This is a genomic window from Iodobacter arcticus (assembly GCF_042664895.1).
Lineage (GTDB): Bacteria > Pseudomonadota > Gammaproteobacteria > Burkholderiales > Chitinibacteraceae > Iodobacter > Iodobacter arcticus.
On record NZ_JBHTBQ010000006.1, the window covers coordinates 120,166 to 133,006 of the forward strand.

The 12,841-nt window shown below is 48.1% G+C and carries 13 protein-coding genes; 9 read left to right on the forward strand and 4 right to left on the reverse strand.

The window, feature by feature from the left end:
* Positions 1-6: 6 nt before the first annotated feature.
* Both pth and ACFQNF_RS03380 read left to right on the forward strand, forming a co-directional pair.
* Positions 7-627 carry an aminoacyl-tRNA hydrolase gene (gene pth, locus ACFQNF_RS03375; protein WP_099396809.1) on the forward strand — a complete coding sequence of 207 codons (621 nt, stop codon included), beginning with the start codon at positions 7-9 and terminating at the stop codon, positions 625-627.
* Positions 628-824: 197 nt separating this feature from the next.
* Entirely contained in the window at positions 825-1,865 is a 1,041-nt protein-coding gene (locus ACFQNF_RS03380) for a CobW family GTP-binding protein (protein ID WP_380186101.1), read from the forward strand.
* Positions 1,866-2,004: 139 nt separating this feature from the next.
* Here the strand turns inward: ACFQNF_RS03380 and ACFQNF_RS03385 are convergent, their stop codons facing one another.
* Positions 2,005-2,757 carry a glycosyltransferase family 2 protein gene (locus tag ACFQNF_RS03385; RefSeq protein ID WP_380186102.1) on the reverse strand — a complete coding sequence of 251 codons (753 nt, stop codon included), beginning with the start codon at positions 2,755-2,757 and terminating at the stop codon, positions 2,005-2,007.
* Positions 2,758-2,853: 96 nt separating this feature from the next.
* Here ACFQNF_RS03385 and ACFQNF_RS03390 point away from each other — a divergent pair, with 96 nt between their 5' ends.
* The 7 genes from ACFQNF_RS03390 to ACFQNF_RS03420 all read left to right on the forward strand — a co-directional run bounded on the left by ACFQNF_RS03390 (position 2,854) and on the right by ACFQNF_RS03420 (position 10,077).
* A complete protein-coding gene (locus ACFQNF_RS03390) occupies positions 2,854-3,720 on the forward strand; it encodes a glycosyltransferase family 2 protein (protein WP_380186103.1) in 867 nt (288 codons plus the stop codon).
* Complete coding sequence (locus ACFQNF_RS03395; protein ID WP_380186104.1) at positions 3,717-4,916, forward strand: O-antigen ligase family protein; 1,200 nt, start codon at positions 3,717-3,719, stop codon at positions 4,914-4,916. Before ACFQNF_RS03390 ends, ACFQNF_RS03395 begins: the two co-directional genes overlap by 4 nt.
* A complete protein-coding gene (locus ACFQNF_RS03400; protein WP_380186106.1) occupies positions 4,913-5,728 on the forward strand; it encodes a glycosyltransferase family 2 protein in 816 nt (271 codons plus the stop codon). The genes ACFQNF_RS03395 and ACFQNF_RS03400 overlap by 4 nt, the downstream gene beginning before the upstream one ends.
* Positions 5,729-5,896: 168 nt before the next feature.
* Positions 5,897-7,036: a homoserine O-succinyltransferase MetX gene (metX, locus tag ACFQNF_RS03405; RefSeq protein ID WP_380186107.1), complete on the forward strand. Its 1,140-nt coding sequence runs from the start codon at positions 5,897-5,899 to the stop codon at positions 7,034-7,036.
* A complete protein-coding gene (gene metW, locus ACFQNF_RS03410; protein WP_380186109.1) occupies positions 7,033-7,629 on the forward strand; it encodes a methionine biosynthesis protein MetW in 597 nt (198 codons plus the stop codon). The genes metX and metW overlap by 4 nt, the downstream gene beginning before the upstream one ends.
* A gap of 164 nt (positions 7,630-7,793) precedes the next feature.
* Positions 7,794-8,771 (forward strand): Gfo/Idh/MocA family protein, encoded by a 978-nt coding sequence (locus ACFQNF_RS03415; RefSeq protein ID WP_380186111.1) that lies wholly within the window; start codon positions 7,794-7,796, stop codon positions 8,769-8,771.
* A 172-nt stretch (positions 8,772-8,943) separates the two neighbouring features.
* The gene (locus ACFQNF_RS03420; protein WP_380186112.1) at positions 8,944-10,077 is read left to right on the forward strand and encodes a M14 family metallopeptidase; all 1,134 of its coding nucleotides are present in this window, start codon (positions 8,944-8,946) and stop codon (positions 10,075-10,077) included.
* 45 nt (positions 10,078-10,122) lie between these two features.
* On the opposite strand, the gene ltaE is transcribed toward ACFQNF_RS03420, so the two are convergent.
* From ltaE to ACFQNF_RS03435, 3 genes are all read right to left on the reverse strand, one after another.
* Positions 10,123-11,154, reverse strand: coding sequence for a low-specificity L-threonine aldolase (ltaE, locus tag ACFQNF_RS03425; protein ID WP_380186113.1), 1,032 nt, complete (start codon positions 11,152-11,154; stop codon positions 10,123-10,125).
* Between the two features lie 128 nt (positions 11,155-11,282).
* Positions 11,283-11,933 (reverse strand): thiol:disulfide interchange protein DsbA/DsbL, encoded by a 651-nt coding sequence (locus ACFQNF_RS03430; protein WP_380186115.1) that lies wholly within the window; start codon positions 11,931-11,933, stop codon positions 11,283-11,285.
* Positions 11,934-11,974: 41 nt separating this feature from the next.
* On the reverse strand, positions 11,975-12,628 hold the full coding sequence (locus ACFQNF_RS03435; protein WP_380186116.1) for an SPOR domain-containing protein: 654 nt from the start codon (positions 12,626-12,628) through the stop codon (positions 11,975-11,977).
* Positions 12,629-12,841 lie beyond the last annotated feature (213 nt).

The window sequence follows — 12,841 nt, forward strand, 5'->3', positions numbered from 1 at the left end:
AAGACTATGCCGCAAATTAAATTGATTGTAGGGCTGGGTAATCCGGGTAGCGATTACGCGCAAACCCGCCATAACGCGGGATTTTGGTGGGTGGATGAATTAGCTAAAGACGCTAATGCTTCTTTGCGCCACGATAATAAATTCCACGGCTTAGCTGCTAAAGCTCGCCTGCATGGCAGCGACGTATGGCTGCTAGAGCCGCAAACTTTTATGAACCGCAGTGGTTTATCCGTGGTGGCCTTGGCGCAGTTTTATAAAATATTGCCCGCTGAAATCCTGGTGGTACACGATGAGCTGGATATCCCTGCTGGGCAGATCAAGCTGAAGCAGGGTGGCGGCAATGGTGGGCATAATGGTTTAAAAGACATTCAAGCCCATCTGGGAACACCTGATTTCTGGCGCTTACGCGTGGGAATCGGCCATCCTGGTAATAAGGCCGAAGTGGCTAATTTTGTCTTGAAGCCACCCCGTAAAGAAGAATTTGAAGGCATCATGGATGTGTTTATCAAAGCCCATCATGTGCTGCCTAAAATGCTGGCAGGCGATATGGGCGGGGCGATGCAGCAATTGCACGCAGGTGTGCAAAGGCCAAATAAACCTAAGCCAGATACGGGCACAATAAGCTAGAACACCGCAATTCTTCTTGCACATAAAACCCAATTCTTGAACCACGGAGAGCGCGGAGGACACAGAGTTACACGGAGAAAACCTTGTAATGCTTTTCTCCGTGGCCCTCCGTGTTCTCCTTTTCCTCTGTGGTTCAAGAATTGGGTTTTATGCCTAAAGAACTTTGAGATTTTCTGTTTTAGGACTAATGACAATCTATGAATCGCACTCCGGTCAATCTAATCAGTGGTTTTTTAGGCGTGGGCAAGACCACCGCCATGATGAAGCTGCTCGCCACTAAGCCACAAGATGAATACTGGGCTGTGGTGGTGAATGAGTTTGGTGAAGTAGGCATAGACGGAGCCAGCTTGTCAGTGGCGGGGGATGGTTTGCCGGTTGGAGATATACAAGTTGCCGAAGTACCCGGCGGTTGTATCTGTTGCACCACCAGCCCCATGCTGCGAGTTACGCTGACTAAATTACTCAAAGGTAAGCGCCCTGATCGCCTGCTGATCGAGCCATCTGGCTTGGGTCATCCAGCGGGGATTATTGATTTACTGCGTGATCCTTTTTTGGCGGCAGCCTTGGATGTGCGGGCGGTGCTCACGCTGCTTGATGCGCGTCATTTGCAAGATAGCCGCTATACCAGCCATGAAACATGGCGCGACCAGTTGCAATTGGCCGATGTGATTGTACTGAGCAAGGCCGATTTGGCCGATGTCGATCAAATGGCCGCAGCGTGGAAAATGGCAGAAGCGATGTTCCCGCCAAAGCTCGCCATTGTGCAAGCCGTGCAAGGCGAGTTCGATCCGGCTTTACTGGATTTAGAGCTGCACCCAGAGCGCTGGCCAGCCACCAGAACGCCTAACACTCATAGCAATAATCTGCGTAAACGCGTTAAACCAGTTGCAGCGGTGGAAGAAGAGTTGGTCTGGCCGATTAAAAAATCCCACTCCGCCTTAGGCTCGCACAGCTGCGGCTGGATTTTTGCCCCAGAAACACTCTTTTTTAGCGCCAAACTCGCCGATTTATTTGATGCGCTATCTAGCCCACAAAGTTTGGGTTTAACAGGATTGTCCCGAGCTAAAGGCGTATTCCATACCGAGCGGGACTGGTATCGATTCGACTGGGTAGACGGTATGCCGGGCGCTACCACTACGGCTTATCGTCGCGATTCACGTTTTGAAGTGATCGTCAGCAGCGACACCGTGCCCGATTGGGCGTCGATAGAGGCAGCCATCTTGGCCGCGATGATGTGAATTTATAAATCCAAACCCAAATCTTGAACCACGGAGTTTAGGAGGACACGGAGGATCACGGAGAAAACCAAACAACAGAAGGTATTTCTCCGTGACCCTCCGTGTTCTCTGTGCCCTCTGTGGTTCAAGATTTGGGTTTTTAGTTTTTATTTCGGCGTAGTTCAATCGCATGGGCGTATTTGATGTAGGAGGCGATGGCTTTGCCTAGCGAGATCGCTAATCCATCGTGCCCAGCCAGAAAGCCGAGCTTAATTACATAATGTTTTAAAAATGAAAACAGGCAATGAAACCCAGGCGTGAGCGGGCCGATTTTTTTATTGGTTTTGGCGATAGTTTGCGCCTGCCATGTGCCGTAGAGGCAGGCTCGCTTAAAGATATCCGGATAATCTTTATATGAATAATGGGTAATATGCGCAGGTATTTTTTTTAATGAATGGCTTTGAATTTTGGTGTGCGCGCTGACTGGCGAAAAATCCACCTGTGTTTTATTAAAAATGCGCCGCACATAATCCGGATATTGCCCGGCAAAGCGAGTGGTTTGATTGCCAATATAATTGCGGCGGCGCGTTTCAATGGCGCTGACATTTTGCTGGCTTAAATCGGTATCTTTTAAATATGCCACCAAATCGTCTTCTAAGCGCTCATCGGCGTCTAAATTAAGCACCCAATCGTGGCGGCAATGCGGCAAACCCACGCTGCGCTGCGGGCCATCGCCTAGGAAGGGCTGCGAAATCACCGTTGCGCCTTCTTGCTTGGCTAATTCCACGGTGTTATCACTACTGCAAGAATCGACCACCACAATGTCATCGCAAACCTGTTTCATAGAGCGCAGGCATTCAACGATATTGTGCGCTTCATTAAACGTAATAATCAGACCACTTATTTTTAACATGTTTTGCAAGCGTGTAGACGCGAGATAGCTGTATTGAGGCTGCTATAATCTCGCGATTGGCTAGCTACTTGCAAGCTTGCATTTTACGGATTCCCTATGAAAGTTAGCGGCTTTACCTTCCTGCGCAATGGCACTCTGCTTGGCTATCCCTATATTGAAAGTTTAAAAAGCTTACTGAGCGTTTGCGATGAAGTGGTCGTGGCGGTAGGTAAGAGCGATGACGACACATTGGAGCGCGTGCGCTCTATTGGCGATGCACGGATTCGGGTGATTGAAACCACGTGGAATGAGGATATGAAAGACCGTGGCTATGTCTACGCTCAGCAAAAAATGATTGCTCAGTTTAATTGCAGTGGTGATTGGGCGTTTTATCTGGAAGGCGACGAGGTCATTCACGAAGAAGATGCGCCCAAGATTCGCGCCGCCATGGAAAAGCATTTAGCTAACCTTGAAGTTGAAGCACTGGTGTTTGATTATCACCATTTTTATGGCTGCCCAGATTTAGTAGCAAAAAGCCCTGCTTGGTATCGCCGTGCCCCTCGAATTATTAGAAACACCATTCGCAGCTGGGCACCTGATGGCTTGTTTTGGGTGGTGATGCATCAGAATAAGCGTGGGCGTTATCCAAATGCTGCGGTGGTGGGCTGCCCGATTTATCATTATGGCCATGTGCGATCTAGCGAAAAAATGAATGAGAAGATTCGTCAGGTTTCTCGCTATTGGAATCACACCCCTAAGGCGCATGATTACAGCCAGATTGATGCCAGTATATTGCAGCCATTTAAAGGCAAACATCCGGCTATTGTTCAGCCTTGGTTTCAGGATTATGCCGAATTAGTATTCACACCTGATCCGCAATATCGTTTATCCAAACGCGAAAAACGTCATCGCTGGCAAATGAAAGTAGAAAAACTACTGGGCCGCGATTTAACTAAAAAACATTATCGTCTGGTGGTGGCATGAATCTAAATATCGTTCGGCAGCCTCTACTCTGGTTTGCTTTTTTGGCGGGGTTGGCTATTCCTGTTTCAACCGCCATGCAAAATATCAGCGCGGGGGTATTGGTTTTATTCGCGATTTTTACTCCGGAAATCCGCCAACATATTGGCAATGCATTACGCCAGCCTTTAATTCAGGCCTGCCTTCTGATGTATTCGCTGTTTGTATTGGGCGTATTTTGGACCGATTCATCAATTAACGATGCGCTGGGCATGCTGCTTAAAATGCGGGCTTATTTATTAGCGCCTTTATTTTTTGCAGTATGTACTTTAGCTCCTGTTCGCCAGTATTTATTAGCCGGATTCGGCCTTGGGGCGGTGATTACCCTTGTGCTTTCAATTGGCAGTGGCCTGAGTGGCACGCCTATTATTCAAGGTGCAATCGGCGATTATTCCGTTTTTAGAACACATACCTATCACAGCACCTTTGTGAGTTTTCTTGCCTGCGGTATTGCCGCTTATTGGATGGCGGGGCGTTTGCCTAAGCAATGGCGCTGGCCAGCGGCAATCACCATTGCCCTGTGTATTTTTGATGTATTTTTTATGGTGAAAGGGCGCACGGCGCAAGTATTGCTGCTCTTACTGTTAGGGTTATTAGTGGTGCTATGGCAGGGGCGGCGTGGTTTCTTTATTGCGCTGATTGCTGCTGCGGTAATGGGCCCCTTACTTTATTTAGGCTCTAGTTCATTGCGTACAGGAATGAGCACCGTGCAAAGCGATGTGCAAAGCTACGATAAAGGCGATATCGATACTTCGGTTGGCTTGAGATTATTTTTTCATAAAGTAGCTAAAGATTTAATTAAAGAAGCGCCGGTTTTAGGGCACGGCACTGGCAGCTATAAGCAGAATTATTTAAAAAATGCCGGTGATTCGGAAGTGCGCCGCTCTTTTGCTAATCCGCATAATGATTATTTATGGTTGGGTGTAGAGCTGGGTATTGTGGGGATGTTGTCCTTGGTTTTAGTATTACTCGCCACAGCAAAACAAGCATGGAATACCATTTCGGCTGAGCGCTGGTTGGGTTTGGTTTTAGTTTGCTCTTATGGAATATCGACTTTAGCCAATTCCTTTTTTACCGATAATATTACGGGCCTAGCCTATGTGCTCTTGGCTTGTGCTTTGTTGGCGGGCTCCAGTTTTCAGCGTAAGGTTTCTTTATGATTAGCATTATTACGGCCATCCATAATCAATTAGCAGTGAATCAATTATTCTGGGAAAACCTGCAGCGCTATACCCATCACCCTTTTGAGCTGATTATTATTGATAATGGCTCGAACGATGGTAGTGCGGAGTTTTTTGATTCGGTGGGGGTAACGGTGATTCGTAATCATGCGAATTACGCTTATCCGCATAGCCAGAATCAAGGGATTGTCATTGCAAAATATGACTGGCTCGCTTTTCTGAATAATGACATTATCGTATCTCCCCAGTGGGACCTTAAGCTGATTGAATCGATGACAGCGAATGGTTTAGAAGTCGCTACGGTTTGCGGAATTGAGCAAATTGAAAATGCTCAAGAGACTAAAAAGCTGAAGCATCGTTGGCAAAAAATTAAAAACTTTCTTGGCTTATTTGGTTTTAATCGCACCACGCTCAGCTGGATGCATAAGCTGATGTATCGTAATTGGGAAGGCTTTTGCCTTGATCGGCAAACGCGATTTAAGCATCAGATTAAAGAAGGCTTTGTGGGCAATACAGTGATGATTGCCCGTAGTGCGCTGGCTAAAATTGGCGAGTGGGATGAGCGCATTCAGGCCGCAGATTTCGATTTATATTTGCGCACTAAAAAGCGTGAACAAGAAATTGGCGATATGCGCGCAATGCATGTTTGCCTAGATGTATTTATCCACCACTATATTCGCTTAACTATGAAAGCGGGTTATCCGCCATTTGCGGACAGAGATCAGCTGATAGCTCTGGAAGATAAATGGTCGGATGCAGAGCGGGCGCAATTAGCACAATTGAATAAATAGGGCTTAAAACCCAAATCTTAAACCACGGAGAACACAGAGAACGCGGAGTTTCACGGAGAAAACCTTTAGGGGGATTTATATTTTTTTCCACTCGCGTTTTTGTTTTTCTCCGTGTCGAAGGTTTATGGTTTGGGGTGTAGTTTGAGCTTTTTAGACTTGGGAAAAACAATGCAGCTACCTCGCAGCGTTGGTTTAGTCACCGCTCAAAAAGCGGTTTTTGACGAGCCAATTACTTTATCTTCCGGCGCTATCCTGCCGTATTACGAGTTGGTTTATGAAACCTATGGCACGCTGAATGCCGATGCGTCGAATGCCATTTTGGTTTGCCATGCTTTGTCGGGTAATCATCACGTAGCTGGCCGCTATACCGTCGATGATAAAAATCCGGGTTGGTGGGATACGATGATAGGGCCGGGTAAGCCGATTGATACCGATCAATTTTTTGTTATCGGGCTAAATAATCTGGGCGGTTGCCATGGCTCAACCGGGCCTTCTTCAATTAATCCGGCCACGGGCCAGCCCTATGGTTCGACTTTCCCATTGGTATTGGTACGGGATTGGGTAGAAACGCAAAGGCGATTAGCTGATCGTTTGGGTATTGCCCAATTTGCTGCAGTAATTGGTGGCAGCTTGGGTGGCATGCAAGCGCTGCGCTGGTCCATTACCCATCCAGAGCGAATTCGCCATTGCTTGGTGATTGCCTCTGCACCTAAATTAACTGCGCAAAATATTGCTTTTAATGATGTGGCCCGCCAAGCGATTCTGACCGATCCGGATTTTCATGGCGGCGATTATTATCAGCACAATACCCTGCCACGCCGTGGCCTGCGATTGGCCCGCATGTTGGGGCATATCACCTATTTAAGCGACGATGGCATGGGCGAGAAATTTGGCCGGCTATTGCGCTCGGGTGAATATAAATACGGCTTTGAAGTGGAATTCGAAATAGAATCGTATTTGCGTTATCAAGGCGATAAATTTGCCGAAATCTTTGATGCCAATACTTATTTATTGATGACCAAAGCACTAGATTATTTTGATCCGGCCCGTCATTACAATAATGATTTAGTCGCAGCTTTAAGTGAAGCTAAGGCACAATTCCTAGTGGTTTCATTTACTACCGACTGGCGTTTTTCTCCTGCCCGCTCTAAAGAAATTGTTAAGGCTTTACTCGCTGCCAAGCGCCAAGTTTCTTATGCAGAAATTGAATCAGAACACGGCCATGATGCATTTTTGATGGAAGACGCTCCTTATCACGCCATTATGCGCAACTATTTATTGCGGATTGCTAAGGAGATTACTCAATGAGCGAGTTAAAAACTTTACGCCCCGATTTGCAATATATTGCCGATTGGATTGCCCCACAATCCAGAGTGTTAGATTTAGGTTGTGGTGATGGCGAATTGCTGGCTTGGCTGGCGGCCCAAAAAGATGTTAGCGGCTATGGCGTTGAAATTGATGTCAATGGCGTGGTGGGCTGCGTGGCCAATGGCGTGAATGTCATTCAAAGCGATATGGAAAGTGGCTTATCGACTTTTGAAGACCATTCCTTTGATTATGTGGTGCTTTCCCTCACGATTCAGGCCATGCACAATATTGAAGGCATTTTGCAGGAAATGGTCAGGGTGGGTAAAACTGGCATTGTGACCTTTCCTAATTTTGGCTTTTGGGAAAATCGCTGGCAAATCCTCATGGGCAGAATGCCAGTATCAGAAACGATTCCTTTTGAGTGGTATAACACACCCAATATCCATTTTTGCACCGTGCATGATTTTGCTAAATTATTGAATAAATTAGGCTTAAAAATTGATCATCAACTGGTATTGAATCAGGGCGAAAAAGTAGAATTCCTGCCTAATCTATTAGGTAGCTTGGCCTTGGTGCGGTTTAATAAAGTTTAAATCTAAAAGTTCTGTAGACACAGAGGAAATTAAGAACACAGAGCTCACAGAGAAAATCGAATAAAAATGGTTAATGGTCGTTGTGTGATTATCTCTTTTTGTTTCTCTCTGTGTTCTCTGTGTCTACAGGTTTAAGGTTTGTATCCTGATTACAAAGGCACTCAATGACTATTCGTTTCGGGATTATCGGCACTGGCCATATCGCCAATCGCTTTGCTCAGGGCTTGGCTTTGATTTCGGAGCAGGCGCAGCTTGCTGCCGTCTGGAATCGCAATCAGGTTAAGGCTGCGGCTTTTGTGGATCAGCATGGCGGGGTGGTGCATCAAAGCGTGGATGATTTGCTCGCCAGCGATATCGACGCGATATATATCGCCACGCCCCATACCAGTCATGCTGAGTACAGTATTGCAGCTATGAAGGCGGGTAAGGCGGTGCTGTGTGAAAAGCCAGCGGCGACTAGCCTTGCCGAGCTGGAGCGTGTGCTGGATGTGGCGACGCAAACTGGCCAGTTATTTATGGAGGCGATGAAGCCGGGGTTTTATCCACTCTATCAGGCGCTGCGCGAACACTTATTGAATGACCCGATCGGCCCAATTGCTTTTGTGCGTTGCGGCTTTGCCAACCCTAATGTAGCAGCAGATCATGCCGTACTAAAGCCTGAAATGGCGGGTGGTGGCCTGCTGGATATCGGTATTTATGGCGCGTTTTTAGCAGTGGATTGGCTAGGGGATGTGCAACAGACGCAGGCTTTGGGGCGGCTGAATGGTGGTGTGGATACTTTTGCCAGCATCAATAGCCAGCACAGTGGCGGCATCAGCCAGCTTTACTGTGGCCTTGATCTGGCTGGCTCTGGCGAGGCTATGCTGGCTGGCCCGGATGGGCATATCGTTTTGGATGAAAAATGGTGGAACCCAACTGCTGCTACCATTTTTTATAAAGATGGCCGCAAAGTCAGGCTGGAAATGCCGCCTGTGGGCTCTGGCCTGCAATACGAAGCCGCGCATTTTTGCCATTTATTGGCCACAGGTCAAAGTGAAAGCCCGCTGATGCCTTACGCTCATTCCAGAGCGATGATTGCCATGATGGACGCGGCCAGAGCCGAGCTAGGCCTAGTCTATCCGTTTGAAGCTGAAAAACCTTAAACCTGTAGACACAGAGGATGCCGAGCACACAAAGAACACAGAGAAAACATACTTTTAATCTTTTAAATTCTTTGTCTACTGGCTAGGAAAAGGTTTTCTCTTTGTGCTCTGTGTTCTCACTGGTCTTTGTGTCTACAGAACTTTTATGTCTCTTAATTAATAAGGTTAGCTCATGCTAAAAATCTCTAGCCAGTTTGATTCTGGTGCTATTGAAGTAGTCAGCCTTGCTGATGCTCAGAATATCCATTTGAAGATCCGCAGCGATAACGCATCGCCATTTAGCCAGTGGTTCCACTTTCGCTTACTCGGCGCTAAAGATCAGGATTGTGTGATCCATTTTGATAATGCGGCCAGCAGTGCTTATCCGGACGGCTGGCCTGATTACAATGCCGTGGCCAGCTACGACACGGAAAACTGGTTCCGCGTGGCCAGTGACTACGATGGTCAAACTCTGCGTATCCACCACCGCCCGGAACGCGAATCGGTTTTCTACGCTTATTTTGAGCCGTACTCGTGGGAACGTCATATGCGCTTGGTTGGCGAAGCCGTAGAGGCTTCGCCCCTGTGCGAGTTGGTGCATCTGGGCAGCACCTTAGATGGCCGAGATATGGATTTGCTGCGCGTTGGCGTGGAAATGCCGGGCAAGAAAAAGATCTGGATTACGGCGCGTCAGCATCCGGGCGAAACCATGGCTGAGTGGTTTGTTGAAGGCTTGCTAGAAACATTACTCGACCCGGAAAACGCCGTGGCGCGTGTGTTACTCGAAAAAGCGGTGTTCTACATTGTGCCAAATATGAATCCGGATGGCAGTGTGCGCGGTAATTTGCGTACCAATGCGGCGGGGGCCAATTTGAACCGTGAATGGGCAACGCCAACCATGGAGCGCAGCCCAGAGGTGTTCCTTGTGCGCCAGATGATGCTGGAAGCCGGTATCGATGCCTTCCTTGATGTGCACGGCGATGAAGCAATTCCGCATAATTTTGTGGCAGGCTGTGATGATAATGCTTCATTCTCGGCTCACCAAGCCAGCCTGCAAGAGGCTTTTAAAGCAGCTTGGTTGGCGACTAGCCCGGATTTCCAAACCGAATTCGGCTATGAAAAAGGCAAATTTGGCCCGGAAACACTGACCATTGGCACCAACTGGGTAGGCGATGCTTTTGATTGCTTGGCTTACACCATCGAAATGCCATTTAAAGACACCGCCAAGCGTCCATTGCCTGAAGTCGGCTGGAACGGCGAGCGTAGCCGCCAGTTTGGCGCAAGCGTTTTGTTGCCGCTGCTGGCGGTTGTGGATAAGTTAAGGTAAGTCTTAGGGTGGGCATGATCTGTGCCCACACGTTGAGGTGGAGCCTTAAGCTGCGGCCAGCGCTACTTTCATCGCAGCAATCACTTTATCAATCTCTTCCTTGTCGATCTGCCAGTGGCAAACAAAGCGCCATTGGCCGTCTTCGGTGCCATTTGATTTAATGCCACATTCGCTTAGATAAGTGAGCAGCTTGGTTTCATCGATGGATTTGCTGATTTCAAAAAACACCATATTGATCTGTAGCTGGTCGGTGCAAACGTGTACATCAGGCAGGCTGGCGAGTTGTTCAGCCAGATATTGTGCGTTGTTGTGATCGTCGCCCAAGCGCTCTGTCATTTCCGTGAGCGCCAAGATCGCTGGGGCCGCAAGTACACCGGCTTGCCGCCAGCCTCCGCCCAAGAGTTTACGTTTTTTGCGTGCGGTGGCAATAAATATGGCGTCGCCTGCAAGGATAGAGCCAATCGGGGCAGCCAGCCCTTTGGATAAGCAACACATCACGCTATCGGCGTATTGGGTGATTTGTTTTACATCGACGCCTAAGTGGGTGGCGGCGTTAAACACGCGTGCACCATCAAGGTGGACTTTTAGCCCCGCAGATTTTGCTGTTTCCCAGACTTCTTGCATGGCGGCGAGTGGAATTACTCGGCCACTAGAATGGGCGTTTTCCATACAGATAAGGCGAGTGCGCGGCAGGTGAATATCGCCTTCGGGGCGAATACGGCGGCGTACTTGCTCGGCATCCAGCACGCCATTTTGTGTGGGAATAGGGCGTAGATTAACGCCGGAAATCACCGCTGCTCCACCTACTTCGTGCCAGACAATATGCGTGTCTTCGCCCAAGATCACTTCATCACCGCGCTCGCAGTGGGTAAAAAGCGCGAGCTGATTACCAAAGGTGCCGGTTGGCACAAACAAGGCGGCTTCAAAGCCCAGTGTGCTTGCAGCAAGGCGCTCAAGCTCATTAACTGTGCTGTCATCACCATAAACATCATCACCTACCGCTGCATTCATCATGGCAGTGCGCATGGCAGGGGTGGGCTGGGTGACGGTATCACTACGCAGATCGATCCATTGCATGTTGAAAGCTCCTGTTGGGGGATTGCACCGCATGAACAATCCAGTTTTTGAGTATGCCTTTTGTGCTTAGATTCAGGGCGTAAAAAATGCCCCGAAGAATTCTCGGGGCATGCAAGTTATCAGTGAGCTTATTTCTTTTTGGCGGTTGCTGGCTTGTCTTTGGCGAGCAACTGATCAATCACTTGGGTGATGGTGCCATCTTCTTTGCCAACCATGGCAGGGCTTGTAACGTATTTACCATTGATGACAAACATCGGCACGCCATCTACCTGGTAATCACGCGTCATTTGCGCCAGCTTATTCATATTGGCGCTGCTGCTAAATGAGTTGTATTGCGCTTTGAATTTATCTACATCGATGCCTTGTTTTTTGATCCAGGCGAACAAGATGTCTTCTTTACGTAATTCAACGCGATCTTTCTGGATGGCGCTCATGACTGCAAGCTGTTGCTTACCTTCCAGACCCATTGCTTGCAGGGCGATAAAGATTTTAGCGTGGCCTTCCATATCGCTACGGCCTGGCCATGCAACGTGTACGCGGCGGAAATTAACATCGGCCGGTAATTTAGCAGCCCAGTCTTCTACATAAGGGGCCACGGTAAAGCAGTGTGGGCAACCATACCAAAAGAACTCTATGACTTCGCTTTTGCCTGCAACTGCAACAGCTTGCGGCTTAGTCATCTTTTTATATTCAACGCCTTCACGGATGTCAGCGTGAGCAAGGCTGGCAGCGAGAAGTGTGGTGCTAATCAGTAATCTTTTGAGCCAAGTATTCAACATACATAGATCCTATTGTTAGGGGCTGTTTTGCAGGGACTTTGTTATTTAACAACGGCGCTATCTACGCCATTCGCTTTAAGTTGTGAACGGGCATTATCCAGCTCACTGCTGGAATTAAATGGCCCAAGGCGAACACGGTGCCAGATTCCTTTACCAGGAATATCGCTGGTTTGGATTCGGGCTTCTATGCCGAGTAAGGCCAGTTTCGCTTTAAGATTATCTGCATCTTGCTCATTTTGGAATGAGCCAATTTGTAAATAAGCCCCTTTAGGCACTTCTACTTTAACTGGGGGGCTGGCTTCTGGTTTTTTAGGCTCGGCAGGTTTAGCCGCTTCGGCAGGTTTTTTGTCTGCAAGTTCCGGCAGCATCTTATAAAAATCAAAACGCTCGCCATTTTCGTTTTTAACGGCTGAGGCGGTGGGCGTAGGGGTGACAATGATCACATCATTTTTACCACCTGGGGATAAGACTTCCGGAGTTTGTGGGGGCAAACCAACAGGGGCAGAAGAGATTGCGTCGGCCGGCGTGCTGCTGACTTTTCCTGCAAAAGGATTGCCGCTACGGTTTAAGAAAACGGCGACAGCCACAGCCACAGCCACTCCTCCGAATAAGCCAATCAATAAGCCTGTGAGCAAGGACCCTCCGCCTCCGCTTTTTGAGGCGTTACCGGTATTGCTGCGAGGTGTTCTTTTCATGTCTCTGGACATTGCTTGCTTACTCTCTGTTGCGCTTCAGTATTCAATGGCGGTTTAAGTTGTGACAGATCTGTTTTCTAGCTCAAAGCGCCTATTTATATTGGGCACTTATAGACATAGAGTCTGTCCAACTCCTTAAAGATTCTGAGTTCAGAAGATACGTTTCTAAGCTAAATAAGAAACGATTAATAAGTAGTGACGTGCTTGCAATAC

Coding starts and splice junctions, on each gene's coding strand:
- pth (WP_099396809.1), top strand. CDS start 7: ATGCCGCAAATTAAATTGATTGTAGGGCTGGGTAATCCGGGTAGCGAT.
- ACFQNF_RS03380 (WP_380186101.1), top strand. CDS start 825: ATGAATCGCACTCCGGTCAATCTAATCAGTGGTTTTTTAGGCGTGGGC.
- ACFQNF_RS03385 (WP_380186102.1), bottom strand. CDS start 2,757: ATGTTAAAAATAAGTGGTCTGATTATTACGTTTAATGAAGCGCACAAT.
- ACFQNF_RS03390 (WP_380186103.1), top strand. CDS start 2,854: ATGAAAGTTAGCGGCTTTACCTTCCTGCGCAATGGCACTCTGCTTGGC.
- ACFQNF_RS03395 (WP_380186104.1), top strand. CDS start 3,717: ATGAATCTAAATATCGTTCGGCAGCCTCTACTCTGGTTTGCTTTTTTG.
- ACFQNF_RS03400 (WP_380186106.1), top strand. CDS start 4,913: ATGATTAGCATTATTACGGCCATCCATAATCAATTAGCAGTGAATCAA.
- metX (WP_380186107.1), top strand. CDS start 5,897: ATGCAGCTACCTCGCAGCGTTGGTTTAGTCACCGCTCAAAAAGCGGTT.
- metW (WP_380186109.1), top strand. CDS start 7,033: ATGAGCGAGTTAAAAACTTTACGCCCCGATTTGCAATATATTGCCGAT.
- ACFQNF_RS03415 (WP_380186111.1), top strand. CDS start 7,794: ATGACTATTCGTTTCGGGATTATCGGCACTGGCCATATCGCCAATCGC.
- ACFQNF_RS03420 (WP_380186112.1), top strand. CDS start 8,944: ATGCTAAAAATCTCTAGCCAGTTTGATTCTGGTGCTATTGAAGTAGTC.
- ltaE (WP_380186113.1), bottom strand. CDS start 11,154: ATGCAATGGATCGATCTGCGTAGTGATACCGTCACCCAGCCCACCCCT.
- ACFQNF_RS03430 (WP_380186115.1), bottom strand. CDS start 11,933: ATGTTGAATACTTGGCTCAAAAGATTACTGATTAGCACCACACTTCTC.
- ACFQNF_RS03435 (WP_380186116.1), bottom strand. CDS start 12,628: ATGAAAAGAACACCTCGCAGCAATACCGGTAACGCCTCAAAAAGCGGA.